At 60.8% G+C, this 14,429-nt stretch carries 9 protein-coding genes; all 9 read right to left on the bottom strand.

Features of this window, described 5'->3' with window-relative positions; translation table 11 throughout:
- Nucleotides 1-71: 71 nt before the first annotated feature.
- Nucleotides 72-1,697, bottom strand: coding sequence for a calcineurin-like phosphoesterase C-terminal domain-containing protein (locus KG007_RS12830; RefSeq protein WP_213349366.1), 1,626 nt, complete (start codon nt 1,695-1,697; stop codon nt 72-74).
- Nucleotides 1,697-3,010 (bottom strand): glycosyl hydrolase family 28 protein, encoded by a 1,314-nt coding sequence (locus tag KG007_RS12835; RefSeq protein ID WP_213349368.1) that lies wholly within the window; start codon nt 3,008-3,010, stop codon nt 1,697-1,699. Before KG007_RS12835 ends, KG007_RS12830 begins: the two co-directional genes overlap by 1 nt.
- 8 nt (nt 3,011-3,018) lie before the next feature.
- Nucleotides 3,019-4,179 (bottom strand): hypothetical protein, encoded by a 1,161-nt coding sequence (locus KG007_RS12840; protein ID WP_213349370.1) that lies wholly within the window; start codon nt 4,177-4,179, stop codon nt 3,019-3,021.
- An 84-nt stretch (nt 4,180-4,263) separates the two neighbouring features.
- Nucleotides 4,264-6,051 carry a BACON domain-containing protein gene (locus KG007_RS12845; protein WP_213349372.1) on the bottom strand — a complete coding sequence of 596 codons (1,788 nt, stop codon included), beginning with the start codon at nt 6,049-6,051 and terminating at the stop codon, nt 4,264-4,266.
- Nucleotides 6,052-6,086: 35 nt separating this feature from the next.
- Nucleotides 6,087-7,889, bottom strand: coding sequence for a RagB/SusD family nutrient uptake outer membrane protein (locus KG007_RS12850; protein WP_213349374.1), 1,803 nt, complete (start codon nt 7,887-7,889; stop codon nt 6,087-6,089).
- An 11-nt stretch (nt 7,890-7,900) separates the two neighbouring features.
- On the bottom strand, nt 7,901-11,179 hold the full coding sequence (locus KG007_RS12855; RefSeq protein ID WP_213349377.1) for a SusC/RagA family TonB-linked outer membrane protein: 3,279 nt from the start codon (nt 11,177-11,179) through the stop codon (nt 7,901-7,903).
- Nucleotides 11,180-11,204: 25 nt separating this feature from the next.
- On the bottom strand, nt 11,205-12,233 hold the full coding sequence (locus KG007_RS12860) for a nucleoside hydrolase (protein ID WP_213349380.1): 1,029 nt from the start codon (nt 12,231-12,233) through the stop codon (nt 11,205-11,207).
- Nucleotides 12,234-12,248: 15 nt separating this feature from the next.
- A complete protein-coding gene (locus tag KG007_RS12865) occupies nt 12,249-13,259 on the bottom strand; it encodes a GRP family sugar transporter (protein WP_213349382.1) in 1,011 nt (336 codons plus the stop codon).
- Nucleotides 13,260-13,289: 30 nt separating this feature from the next.
- Nucleotides 13,290-14,198: a ribokinase gene (gene rbsK, locus KG007_RS12870; protein WP_213349384.1), complete on the bottom strand. Its 909-nt coding sequence runs from the start codon at nt 14,196-14,198 to the stop codon at nt 13,290-13,292.
- Between the last annotated feature and the right edge of the window lie 231 nt (nt 14,199-14,429).

Below are 14,429 nucleotides of genomic sequence, written 5' to 3' on the forward strand. Positions count from 1 at the left end.
GGACGAAACAGCGTATCCCGGACCTCCCGGGCATGAAAAAAGGCGGAATCACTTCCGCCTTTTTTCGGGGTTTATTTCATCCGGATGTGGAACGCTTTGGGCCGCGTCATTGTCTCCGAGGAGGTGCGGCCGAACGAGTCGGTGACCTCGATACGGACGGTTGTCGAAGGCCCCGAGGCGCGGTAACGCCACATGTGGGGGTTATAGGCTGTCTGGAACGGCACGGTGCTGCGCGTATAGGTAATCTTGTGCAGCGGGTCTTTGCCGATGACGCGCACACCCCGGAGCTGCTGCCCGTTTTCCGTCACGCGGACGGTCCAGTCGGGCTGCCAGCCCCAGATATTCACGAGTATGTCGTTTTCTCCGCAGGCGTCGTTCATGCCGCCTGCGGTCCCCTCCGGCGTGAAGTCGCCCGAAGAGCGGATACGTTCGTTTTTCAGCACCTCGTTCATGTCGTAGGCCCGGAACTGGTAGTCGTCTTCGAGCCCGATGCCCTTGTAATGCCAGCGGATGTCGCGTCCGTCGACTTCGAAAACCTCGTAGCCTCCGGGCGAACCGTCAAGGCAGGTATTGATCGTGTAGTCGCCGTGGATCTGTCCGGTCCACCACCACGTGCCGCTCGTCGCCGCGATGTTGTGTTCGCGGAGGTTGCCGTTCAGCAGCCGGAAATTCATGTGTGAGTGGCCCGTGACGAGGTGCACCTCGCTGAAGCCGGCGAGGGCGTCGACGAGGCAGCCGGCGTCGCGCGTGAAGGCGTACTTCCATGAAACGCCTTCGCTGCCGCGATACCACCAGTGCAACTGGGCGTGCATGACGATTATCAGCGGGGCGCTCTTGTCCGCGACGGTCGCCAGGTCGGCCCTGAGCCAGGCCAGTTGGCGGTCGTCGATGCGGACCTCGTAGTCGAGTTTCCCGATCGCGCCCTCCCGGCCCCCGGTGTTGACGTAGACGATATTGTCGAGCACGACGTAGTGCAGTTGGCCGAGGTTGAACGAATAGTAGGTCGGGCCGATCTCCCGGCGGAAGGCCGCCGAAGCCGCTTCGTCCGACGCGCAGTAAGGGTTGTTGTCGTGGTTGCCCATGGCGTTGAAGACCGGGCAGGGGAAGGTGTAACGCTCGTAGAGCCTGCGGAACTCGGGGAGCATGAAGTTGCGCTTGTGCCAGTACTCGTCCCAGCTCATGTCGCCCATGCAGATCGAGTAGACGGGCGATGCGGTCGCCGCCGCGACGGCTTTCACGTCGTCGATAAAGCCTCCTTCGGCCGTGAATTGCGTCACGTCGAGCGATTCACGGTCGGCGAGGTGGTGGTCGGTGGCCGCGATGACGGTGTGGCGGGTGTTATCCACGGGCGTCAGCGTGAAGTCGTGCCGCTCGCTCTGCCCTGCGGGTTTTGCCGTGTGGGCGAAGAATTGCGGGATGGCGCAGGCGTCGGCAGCGGTCATGTAACCCGAAGGAATGGAGATAAAGACATAGCCCAGTTCTTTGTCCGAGTCGAGCGTATACATGCCCTCCGTATCGGTTTGCGTGACCCGCACGCCGTCGGAGACAACCACTCCGGCAAGGGGTTTTCCGCCCGCTGAGGCGACGCGGCCCGTGAGCGATCCCGCGGCGGGGACTTGCGGCCCTGCGGCATGGGCGTTGCAGGACGACAGGACGAGGACGGCGAGCGCCGCGGCGTATTTTCTGACGTATGACATCATTTTTCGGTTCGCATTGATGGGTTTCTGCCGTTTCCGGGTGTTTTGATCAGGTTGATTTCCTGTACGTTGACGCATTGTTCCCGAATGCCGTCCCGGTAGGTGATCGCCGCGGGAGCCTTGTCGCCGGTATAGACGGCGTTCATGAACACGCAGTCGGCAATCGGGGATTTGATGTCGATCAGCCGGAGGCCGTCGCCGATGACGTTCATCACGTAGATGTCGTGGATCGTGTGCTTTTCGGCCGGTTTCCCGTAGGCGCGGTTGCCGACCAGGATGACGTAGGGGCTGCCGGCGTAGGGCGGCGTGACGGTGGGGTCCGCCGCCGTGATGACGCCGTCGATGTAAACGTGGTGGATGCTCGCGCTGTCGCTGGCGCGCAGTGCGACGCCGGTGTAGTTGGTCTTGACGTTGGTGATGTAGATGTGCTCGATGTCGTCCTCGGGGCCGTTGTGCCGGCACGAAGTCACCTGGAACGAATCGATATTGCCGTTGGTGTGGTACTCCGGCCCCATGTCGAGTGCCGAGAGGGCGATACAGTCGTCGCCGTTGACCGACGTGATGTTGTCGATGCGGAAATATTTGCACCCTTCGCGCAGGTCGATGCCGTCGTTGTTGAACGTGTACTTCTTCTCGCCGCCGACATAGCGGTACTGCGGCGTGTAGAGGCGGATGTTCGAAATCTCGGCGTGGTGGACCCGTTCGAAATTGACCGCCCAGGTGTGGGCGTACTCGATGCGCACGTTCTTCAGCTCGAAACCCTTCACGTAGGCCATCAGGATCATGAAGTTCCGCCAGTCGGACTTCTGCTTCCGGCCGATGCGGCCCGCGTCGGTCCCGTAGCTGCTGCGGTCCCTGTTGTGGTTGGGCCCGGGGTCGAGGCTCAGGTTGCGCAGTCCGTCGCCCGTGGCGCGTGGGTTAGCGGCGCCTTTGAGCACCGCGTTCCCCACGCCGACGATGGCGATGTTTTCGTTCCACGCGGGGTCGGTGATGCCGATGCCCACGTTGTCGCTGCGGAACAGGTTGTCGCGGCAGCTGTCCGACAGTTGCAGGGTGCAGTCGTCCAGGATGACGGTCATGCCCGATGGCAGCAGGATCGCGCTGTCGATCATCCAGACGTTCGTTCCGTTGGCGTTCCGGCGCGGAATGGTGACCGAGTTGGTCGTCCCTTTCGCGGCCTCCACCGCCAGCCGGATGCGCCGGGTGTCGCTCCCCTCGAAATCGTTGGGCGTGACTGGTTCCCGGGCGAAGCCCTCAGTGGCCGTCGCCAGCAACAGCGCGCAGCACAGTTTTCGCAAGATACGGGTTTTCATCGGTCCTGTTATTTCGAAGACGGGTCGAACACGAAGATATTTTGGTAGTGCTTCGTATTTTCGGCCGTGATTCCGCGGGCCGTGTAGCCGAGGTAGAGTTTGCCTTTGTAGACCTTGATGCCCTCGGCTTCGAGCGCCCCGAACACCGAGACGCCGATTTCCGTCAGTTTGTCCTTGTCCGACACGACGGCCACCTGCGTGCGTTCCTCGACGATGTTTCCGTTGAAATCGAATACCGTGACGTAGGCGTACGAACTGCCCGAGTAGAACGAACCGGTGAGGTTGTAGTTCGACTGTCCTTCGGTGTAGTAGAGGCGGTCTTTGTGAACGTCGTATCCCTGCCAGTCGTAATAGGTGGCGCCGCTCGCTCCGTATCCCGTCTTGAGGAAACGCGGCTGGGCGACGGGCTTCAGCGTCGTCAGGTCGCGGCATCGCACCACCACGCTGATCTGGTTGGTCGAGGCGGGCTTGTCGGTCTGGAAGCCGTCGGTGCAGGTGATCGTGACGTTGGTCATGGGGGCCTTTTTGGCTTCGCTCAGCTTGTAGATGACGAAACACCTGTAAGATGAGTTCTTGCTGTCGCCGTAGTTGATTGTCAGCAGGTCGTTGTCGGCGTCGATCGAAGGATGCAGGTCGGTGTAGTCCCCGATGTAGTAGTACTCGTCGCATTCGCTGGTCTTGACGGTAGCGCCTTTTACGTATTTGACGCGACCCACCAGCTTTTCGTTCCAGTACTGGCCCTTGGCGTTGCAGAGCCCGTAGGCTCCGGCCCACAGGTAACGGTCGGCGCCGCCCTCTTCGAGGGCGGTGTTGGTTCCGTGTCCGAAATAGGTGAGTTTCATGTACTCCTTGTTGGCGGTCATCTCGGTCGAGCCTTTGTTGGGCTGTGCGCGGACCCAGGTCAGCTGCGCCTGGTTGGTGTTGGAAAGCTGCGTATACCAGACCGAGCCGTCCGAATCGAGGTTGAAACCCTGCATCGCCGTGTTGTCCGGCAGGTAGGTGTTCCGGCTGAAGATGTTTGCGGCCGAGAACTGGCCGATCCCCGTGGTCGACGATTTGTCGGGACCTTCGGGTTTGCCGGGACCGGGGGTGTCGTCGCCGTCCCCGCCGCAGGAGGTGCAAAGGAGTAGGCCCAGGATCGGGACAAGGGTGAATTTCAACAGTTTCATAGCATGTCGTTTTAGTTGTGGTAAATTCGGTATTGCCGCCCCGGGCGGCAATACCGAATAAAACCTGTTGTTTCTAATTTATGATTATCGGTCTTTCGTTACCTGGATATCGTCGATCCACAGGCGGTAGTGCTTGGTTCCGTAAGGATGCGCCGCGATTACGATGCGGGTCTCCTTGGTGGCTCCGGTGATTTTGACCACATGCTCCGTGGGGTTTACGTAGTCGGTCGTGGGAATTTTGTTGCTGTCCACATGCGTCGAGCACTGCACGGTTACCTGCTTTTCCGTATTGGCCGTGGCGGCCCCTGTCGGTTCGGCTTTGGTCGGGCCTCCGTCGGTGATGGTTCCGGGACCTTCGACCTGGATGTAGTGCTGTTCGTGGTCCTGTCCCCACGAGTGGTACGGCTCGAAGTAGGGCGCCGTGTGGCACGTTACGGTGATGTCGGCCGTCCCTTCGCCGATTCCGGTCAGCTTGGGCGTCTTGAGGTAACCCGAGACGGATGCGGTCGAGAGCAGTGCGGCTCCGGTCTGGGTGCGTACCCAGAAGCCCTGCCAGCCGGGATAGTCGGCGTCGGCGTAGTTCGTGCCGTACTTGTCGCCTTCCCACCATGCTTCCCACAGTTTGGCCGCTTTCACCGGACCGCGGTTGTCGGTCGCGCTCCCGACGTAGTTGAAGAACGAGTCGGTAGAGTTGACGGGGTTTACGATTTTTCCGGTGGCCGCCGGGCAGTTCGGATCGTCGGGGTCGATGTTTGCACCGATCTGGGCGTTGGTGACTTCGACGCCGAATGCCTGGTAGATCGGACAGCCTCTGAACCAGAAATCGTCGAAATCCTTGTAGAGGATGACGTTCGGCGCCAGTTCTTCCGCCGGAGTGGTGAACGACAGCCACGTTTTGTCCGAATCCTCCTTCTTGGGGCCGAGCTCGTGGGCGACGATCCAGAACCAGTAGGTTGTGCCGGGTTTCAGGTTGCCGAAGGCGAAACGGTTGTGTGCGAAGAACATGCTGCTGGCGGTGAGCCAATCGGCCGTTTTCGACGTGTAGTTGCGCAGGTTGTCGCCCTCCTCTTCCAGTGCGAGGCCGAAGCTGAACGAACGCGGGTTGCCGTTGTTGAAGTTCGTGCCGGTTCCTTTCTCGTAGTCGCCCCAGTCGAGGACGGCCAGGCGGGGCAGCAGCTTGAACATCGTGACGGTCACTTCGCCGGCCAGTTTGGCGCGGCTCTCGGCGGTCAGGTTATAGTCGGCTCCCGTGGTTGTGATCTCGACATGCAGTTTGACCGTGATCGGGCCTTTCTGGGTAGGTGTTCCGCTGAGGTTGAGGGGGATTGCGCCGTCGCCTACCTCCATTTCGTAATCCGTGAGCGACTCGATGGCGATGCCTTCGGCGCCAGCGCCTTCGAGCGACGCCGTGACGTTGGCTTTGTAGCCCGGCTTCGACTTCTGGTAGGGGATCGTCACCCGCTTGTCCGTGAGCTCTTCGTAGAGGTCGAAGCTGGAGGCGATCGAGGGATTGCCGATGGCGAAGAAACCGTCTTCCTGTGTGATCCGGATGACGAGCTCTTTCAGGCCGTCGGTCAGCGTGACGCTGCCGCTGCGCTCCGCGCCGTCGTTCTGCAGGACGGTGATTTCCACCGGCTGCTCGCTTTTTCCGTCGCCCTGGCCCTCTTCGGGCGAGCAGCTGATCCACGGATCGTTGGGCACGACGCGCCAACGGCCATTCGACAGGACGAGCAGTTCCTCCGTCGAATTGAGGTACGGGAACGAGAGCGCATCGTGGCTCCGCTGCAGGAACACGGTCTCGTCGTCTTTGCAGGAAGTGCCGAGGACGACGAGCGCCAGGCACAAAAACGAAATTATGGGATGTAGTTTCATAGAATCGGATTTTTAGGTCGTTTCGGATAAGCGGATTAATCGTCCCAGCCGGGATTCTGCGGCCGCAGGTTGGGATTGATGTCGATCGCGTTTTTCGGGACGGGGTAGAGGTATTTGTAATCCGCCCACTCCCGGTCGAGGATATATACCAGGCAGTTGTCCTCGTTCACGCCGTACGTCGTGACGTTGTCGCCCGGCTCGGCGGTTACCTCCACATACGAAACCCCGGCCTGTGCGCTGCCCGATCTGGGGTGGCTTTTCGAGTAGAAGCAGATGTCGTTTTTCCCGTCGCCGTTCATGTCGAACGGTTTGCCCAGTTCGGGGATGTAGATGCCCGCGAATTCGACCGTCAGTTTGTGGCCCATCCGCCAGCGCATCAGATCGTCGCGCCGGGTGTTCTCCATATAGAGTTCGATGCTCCGCTCGCGGCGGCATTCGAGAATCCATTTGTCGGTCACCCGGTCGTAGTAGTCTGCCAGGTAGGGGTCGGCTGTTGCGGGCATCGCGCCGTTCACGCCCGAACGCTCCCGGAGCAGACGGATCGTCTTGTCCCACACCGTCTGGTTCATCTCGCCCAGTTCGGCCTTGGCTTCGGCTTCGTTCAGCAGGATTTCGGCGTAGCGGAACACCGAAAGCGAGTTCGGGCTGGAGGTGTTGCTCTCGTTGGCATCGTCGTCGGTGTTCCATTTGATGATGCGGTAGTAAGTCAGCTGCGTGGTCAGGCCCGGGAAGACCTTCGCGAATTCGTTGGTCTCCTTGCCCGCGACCTTCTTCGTGTAGTAGGGCGTGATGAAGGTCTGGCGCAGACGGTAATCGCGGCCCGCGAACTCGTCCTTGAACTGCGTCTTGTTGTAGCCGGCCTTGTCCGTGAAGCGGGTTCCGTCGAGGTTGAGGTACATGTTGACGAATGCCTTCGGGCCGGAGTTGCGGCTTCCGTAGCTTCCCGAAGCGTAGTACCACGAAGCGTCGTGGAACCGGTTGAGCATCGTGTTGAATTCGTTGGAGAGGATCACTTCGGTGTACTGCGGTTCCTCGCTCTTGAAGACCTTGCTGTAATTCGTCGTTTCCTCGCCGGCTGTGGCGACGAGCGTGTAGGGGCTGTCGGTCATCAGTTCCTCCGATGCGGCGACGCATTCCTTGAGCCACTTCTCGCTGTCTTCGAGTCCGTGGTATTTCCGGTAGGTTCCCTCGTAGAGGCAGATGCGCGACTTCAGGGCCAGGGCCACGTAGCGGTTGATCACGTTGGTGTTGACGTATTTGCTGGCGGTGGAGCAGTTGGCTGCTGCGAAGTTGAGGTCTTCGAGGACCTTCTGCATGACCATTTCGCGTGGATCGCGGCCTTTGTAGAGCTGCTCGTCGTCGTCGGGGTCGATCGGCTCGTCGTAATACGGAACGTCGCCGAACATCTTGACCTTGTCCCAGTAGAACCAGGCGCGCCAGAAACGGCCGACGCCTTCGTAATGCTTCATCGTCGCATCGTCCACATAGGGCGCCGCGTCCTTCATGTGTTTGAGGAAATAGTTGACGTTGTACAGCGGACGCCAGTTTCCGCGGGCCCAGTTGTTGGCCTGCTGGGCGCTGTAACCGCCCGTCTTGAGGAATCCTTCGGTCTGGGTCGTCACGCAGATGTCGCTGTACTGGTCGCCGCGCGTAAGCGTTGCGGCCGAGGGCAGGTGGCTTTCGAGGAACCCGATCGCATAGGTCTCCAGCGCCGTTTCCGAATTGAAAAAGGTGTCGGTGGTCGTCGAATAAACGGGATCTTCGTCGAAAAAGCTCTGGCAGGAGACCGCGAAGGACAATCCGGCTATTATCGCTATTTTATTCAGTATGGGTTTCATGGGATTGCTTGTTAGAATGTGATGTTCAGTCCGATGGTTACGCTTTTGGTCATCGGGTATCCGTAGCCCTGGCCGTCGGTTCCCGTCTTCGACGCGAAGTCGGCGTCGCCCGCCGTGATCATTTCGGGGTCGTAGTTCTTGGCATACTTTTTCAGCGGCGACCAGAAGAACAGGTTCTCGCCCGAGACGTAGATTTTCACCTTCTCCATGTGGGCTTTGCGGGTGATCTGCTGCGGCAGCGTGTAGTCCAGCGTGATGTTTTTCAGGCGGCAGTAACGCGCATTCTGCAGGTAGCGGTCGTTGGCCGCGCGCAGCGTGCCGCGTCCGCTGACGGCCAGCGAACCGCGCAGGCGCGGCCAGTAGGCGTTGGGATTATCCTCCGACCAGCGGTCGGTGTTCTGCCACGGCAGGCTGTATCCGTAGGGGCGGTCGTACTGTCCCCAGAAGAGGCCCGATTCGCCGGCGGGATACCAGTCGCGCTTCATCAGTCCCTGGAAGAAGACCGAGAAACCGATGCCGTTCCAGTTTGCGCTGAAATTGATGCCGTAGTGGTAACGCGGCGAGGAGTTGCCGATTTTTCGCAGGTCGCCGTGGTCGTCGAGGCGGTTGCTGCCGTTGTCGACGACTCCGCTGTCGTCCAGGTCGGCGAATTTCAGGTCGCCGGCGTTCCACGACTTGTTGTCGCCGCTCCAGAAGGTCTTCTCCTGTGCTTTCAGGCCCCATTCCTGCGCCTCCTCGTCGGTGGCGAAGAGTCCTACGACGTGGTAACCCCAGATTTCGCCCAGTTCCATGCCTTCGTAGTAGGCGTTGGAGTAGATCGTGGGCAGGGTGTTGGATTTGCTGGTGTATTTGGTGATCTTCGATTTGCTGTCCCAGAGCGAGAAGCGCACGCTGTAATTGAAGGGTTTGTTACCGGCGCGGAAGCTGTCCGTCCAGCCCAGCGAGACTTCGAATCCCTTGGTTTCCATGTCGGCGTTGTTGCCGTAGGGGGCCGAATAACCCGTCACGGCCGGCAGCTCGGCCCCGGTGACGAACATGTCGGTCGTGGACTTCTTGTAGATGTCGCCCACGAAACTCAGGCGGTTGTTCAGCAGGTTGATGTCGAGTCCGAGGTTGATCGTCGAAGCGGTCTCCCACGTGAGGTTCGCCGGCAGTACGGACGAAGGGGCCGAAGTATAGGTGCGCTGGCTGCCGTCGACGATTACGCCGGCCTTGGTGAAGTTCAGCAGTTCCATGTACTTGTAGGGCGAAACGTTGCCGTTGCCCGCCTTGCCGATCGAGAAGCGCCATTTGATGTTGTTGATCCAGGAGATGTCCTTCATGAACTTCTCTTCCGACATGCGCCAGCCCACGGAAGCCGACGGGAAGAAGCCCCATCGTTCGTTGCTCGGGAACTTCGAACTGCCGTTGTAGCGGCCGCTCAGTTCCGCGAGGTATTTGCCTTTGTAGGCATAGCTGGCGCGGTAGAAGATGCCGACGAAACCCCAGTCGTAACTGTTGGCGTCCTCCAGGACGTAGTCGATGCCGTTCATCAGCGAATAGTTGGGCTTGCCGCCCACGATGAATCCGTCGCGGCCCATGCGGGTGTTGCGCGCCCGTTTGTGTTCGATGTTCCAGCCGGCCATCACGTTGAGCGAATGGTCTTCGGGCAGCCGCGGGGTGAACGACAGGTTGGCGTTGGCGCTGTGGTATTCGGTCTGCGTCTCGGTGGTGCGCATCGAACTGCTCGCCGGATAGGAGATCTGGATCTCCGGGCCGTTGGAATAGGTAACCTGCGAGATCACGTCGTTCTGGCGCGAATGGTTGAACAGGTAGGAGTAGTCGGCCTTCGCCACCAGCACATCCTTGATGAGGTCGATGGTCACGACGGTCGTGTTCTTCATGTCGAACTTGAGGTTGTCGCGGTAGGAGTTGCCCTCGGCCATGTTGGCGTAACCCGTGTAGACGGCCGCTGCGGTCCAGGTTCCGTCGGGGTTGGTGACCTTGGTGAGCGGGAAGCCCTGATGCTCCAGGTTGCGGCGTACCAGCAGGCTCTGCGAATAGGTCGTGGGCTGGTGGTAGTTGCGGCGGACGAAGTCGGTGTTGTTCTCCACGGTCAGCCATTTGGTGATGTTGACCGTTCCTTTGGCGCGGGCGTTCAACTGGCGGAACTTCTCGTCGCCGACGCGGTAGATGCCGTCCTGTTCGAAATAGCGGGCCGATGCGATGAAGCTGGTGGTTTTGCCGCCGCCGGAAATCCGGATGTTGTGCTGGTGGGCCGTGGTCGATTTCTTGTAGAACATGTCGTACCAGTCGGTGTTGCGTCCGTAGTACTGGTATTTGCCGCTGGCGTCGAGTCCCCAGTCCAGGTAGCTCTGGTCGGGATCGTTCATGCGTTTCTTGTACTCGTCCTCCCAGCTCTGCGTCCACGGAAAGAAGTTGTTGATGCCCGTCGGCAGGTGGTGCGAATAACCGACGTAGGCGGTCATGTAGTTGTCGTACCAGGTCTGGCTGTCCGTCTCGTATTTCGGGCGGACGGTTTCGCTGATGATCGACACGCTGCCGCTGTAATCGACCGAAATTTTGTCCTGGCGGGCTTTTTTCGTCGTCACGAGTACGACGCCGAATGCTCCCCGGGCGCCGTATACGGCTGTCGAGGAGGCGTCCTTGAGCACCGAAATGCTCTCCACGTCCTCGGGATTCATAGCCGTCAGGTCGCCCTCCACGCCGTCGATCAGGCAGAGAGCCGCGCCGCCTGCGCCGATCGACTGGGTGTTCGCGCGGATGTTGATCGTCGCCGAACGGCTCGGCTTTCCGTCGGCCATCGTGATGTTCACGCCCGGAATCTGGCCCTGGATCGACCGGAGCAGGTAGGCGTTGGGGCGGTTTTCGAGCACCTCCCCGGAGATGTTCTCGACGGCTCCGACGATGTTGCGCCGCCGCTGGGTTCCGTATCCCACGACGACCACCTCGTCCATCAGGTTCTGGTCCTCGGTCATGACGACCTCCAGTTTGGTGCGGGGGCCTACCTTGATGCGCTGGCTCTTGTAACCCAGGTAGGAGACGGCCAGCATGTCGTCGGGCTTGGCCGACAGCGTAAAGGCTCCCTGCGCATCGGTCGAGGTTCCCTGCGTCGTGCCTTCGATGAGAATGGTGACGCCGGCGAGCGGCTCACCCTGTTGGGATTTCACGGTTCCGGACACGGCCTTGCTTTGGGCAAAGACCTGTCCCGTCGCCAGTATCAGGAGAAGGAAAATCCCCCCCCCGACGATTTTCCGGCGGATTACGGATCGGTAGTTGAAAAGATTCATATGCGAGGTTCTTGAAGTGTTTGGGTCAGTGTTTGGGGTGTTTCGGGGCGCGGGTCGTGGTTTGGACGATGTAGTCGCGCAGCAGGACCAGTTGTTCGGGCGTAGCGGTCAGCCACTTGTGGCGTCCGCCGGGGTCGGGTGTGAAGTGCGTGATGCCCTTGTCGTCGACGGCGACGGTTCCCGGCTGGCTTTCGGTGAAGTATTCGGGATGGAGCAGGTAAACTACCGACAGCAGGTCCCACGACGCGCGGTCATAGGGCATTTTGTGGTAATTCTTATAGCCTTCGACGACCGGATGAAGTTCCGCCCAGCCGAAATCGTTTTCGATGGCCGAGCCGGGGTACATGACCTGTTTTCCCAGTTCGAAGGGATTCTGCACGATCGGCGATTCCCATTCGGCGAAGAGTTTCTGCATGGCGGGGATGTCGTTGACGACGTTGTATTCGGCGCGTTGTTTTTCGCCGTAGCTGCCTGCCATGATCGAGAGCAGTTTCACCTTGCGGGCCACCAGTTCGCGGCCTGTGAGGGGCGAAACGGCGTCGGCCGGGCTGTCGAGCAGTTTTCCCAGCTCGGTGGCGAATCCCAGCGAAAGGACGGTTACCGAGCCGTCGGGCTGTGCGGCCAGCGTGCGGCGGTAGAGCGCGACGGGGTCTTCGATCTGTTCCGGAGTTTTGCTCCGGGCGAAGGCCGGGGAACCGTCCTCCCGGGTCATTGCGCAGACCGCCGCCGTGTAGTCGGGGGCGTGGTCGTTGAACACCGGGGTGGGCGACTGGGCCAGCGGCGTGCCGGGGTAGCCGTACCACGTATTGAGGATGTCGATGTAATCGGTGGCCGTCGGGCTGAGTTTGTGGTTGCCGATGGCGAGCAGGTCTACGCGGCCGTCGTCCATCGCCTTGTAGATCAGGTCGAAGGCCAGTGCGTCGTCGATGTCGTTTCCCATGTCGGTCTCGACGATCAGCCGGATCGGTTCCGGCGTTGCGGCTGCGGGTCGGGAGTCGCAGGCCGTACCCGCGAGCAGCAGGGCGGCCGCTGCGGGGAGCAGTGAGGTTTTCATTTCGGTTTTTGGGTTTTAGTTGCCGCCGGAGGCGATGATCGAGGCCAGCCCGGCGATGAAGAAGAGGAACATCACGGCCAGCAGCGTGTTGGTTTTGCGGTCGGCGCCCCTGAACTCCTTCCAGATGAAGACGCCCCAGACGGCGGCGATCATCGGTGCGCCCTGTCCGAGCGCGTAGGAGATGGCGGCCCCGGCTTTTCCGGCGGCGATATAGCTGAAAGCCGTGCCGAGACACCAGACGGCGCCGCCCAGCACGCCTACGAGGTGGGTCGGCAGCGAGCCGCGGAAGTATTCGCGGTAGCTGACGGGCGCTCCGACGAAGGGCCGGCGCATGGCGTAGGTGTTGAAGGCGAAGTTGCTCAGCAGTACGCCGACCGAGAAGACGAAGATGGCGGAATAGGGCGTCAGCATGCCGGGTGTGGGGGCTGCGAAGTTGTCGAGGTCCATCGCGGCGGCGACGAAACGGTAGAAGAACGACATCAGCACGCCTGCCACGACGGCCAGCACGATGCCTTTGCGGTTTTGGGCCGCCGAATCGCCGCTTTTGCGCATCCGTCCCGAGGCGATGCCGTTGCAGATAATTGCGACAACGATGAGCGCAACGCCCAGGAAGAGGATGGCGGGGTCGCCTTTCGGAGCGCCGATGTAGTTGACGATGACGCCCAGCACCAGTGCGAGGCCTACCCCCAGCGGGAAGGCTACCGAGAGCCCTGCCAGCGACACGGAGGCCGAGAGCAGGATGTTCGAGGCGTTGAAGATCACGCCGCCCAGGACGACGCTGCCGATCCCTTTCCATTGGGCCTGTGCGAGGTCTTCGAGGAAGGGACGGCCTTCGGTCCCGATGCTTCCCATCGTGAAGCCCAGAAGGACGGCGAAGAGCACCATGCCGATCACATAGTCCCAGTAGAAGAGCTCGTAACGCCAGGTCTTGCCGGCGAGTTTCTGGGTGTTTCCCCACGAGCCCCAGCAGAGCATCGTGATGAAGCAGAAGATGACTGCCAAAGAGTAGCTGTTAACAACGAACATAGTATTTGAGTTTTAAGGTTTTCGTTCGGTTCAGGCGAGGGTTCCCAACTCCTCGCGCCATGGTATCGAGGTCTGGGCGCCCATGCGGGTCACGGAGACCGCGGCGCTGCGCGAGGCGAAGCGTACGGCGTCGGCGAGGCTGCTGCCTTCGGAGAGGGCTACCAGCAGGGCCCCGTTGAAGACATCGCCGGCGGCGGTGGTGTCCACGGGCGTGACCGTGTGCGCCGGGATCAGTTGCTCCCCGGCCGGTGTCCGGATCAGCGCGCCTTCGCCGCCCAGCGTGACGATGACGTTTCCGACGCCTTTCGCCAGCAGTGCGGCGGCGGCTTTCGAGGCCTCCTGCGCCGTATGTACGGGGATTCCCGTCAGCGTTTCGCTTTCGGTCCGGTTGGGGGTGATCAGGTAGACCTTGCGCAGCAGTTCGTCGGGCAGCGGCATGGCCGGGGCCGGGTTGAGCACCACGCGGGTTCCCGCTTCGTAGGCCTTTTCGATGGCGTAGGCCACTGTCTCCATCGGGATTTCGAGTTGTACGAGCAGGTATTGGGCCCCGGCGATACGGTCCGCCACGGCGTCGATCGCTTCGCGCGTAAGGCTGTGGTTGGCGCCGGGGGCTACGGCGATGCAGTTCTCCCCGTCCTGCGAGACGAAGATCAGCGCCGTGCCGGTCGGGGTGTCCTTGGCTGTGAAGAGGGCTTCGGTGTTGATGCCGTCGGCGGTGAATTGCTGACGGAGGGCTGCGGCCCCGGCGTCGTCGCCCAGGCACGTGACAAAAGCCACGTCGCCGCCCAGGCGTGCGGCCGCTACGGCCTGGTTGGCTCCCTTGCCGCCGTTGGATTGCATGAAGCGCGCCTCGCCGACGGTTTCGCCCGGGCGGGGGAGGTGTTTGACACAGGCGATCATGTCGATGTTGGTGCTGCCAATTACCAGAATCTTGTTCATCGTTCGGTTATCGTTGGTTAATTTTTGACGCTTTCTCCACCCGGGAGGATTCGGACGACGCATCCGCTCGGGGGAAATGCTGTTTTCGGGTTTCAGGTTGTTTTTCGATGGCCTCCGAAGGCTCTTTTTGCCGTTTTGCGCCTCTTGTTTTCGTAAATCAATTTTATGCGATATGTTTCATATGGCCTCTGGTGCGGCTGTCTGTGCTTTCGGATTCTATCTTTTCGGCTC

It is taken from the genome of Alistipes montrealensis, assembly GCF_018362775.1.
Taxonomy (GTDB): Bacteria; Bacteroidota; Bacteroidia; order Bacteroidales; family Rikenellaceae; genus Alistipes; species Alistipes montrealensis.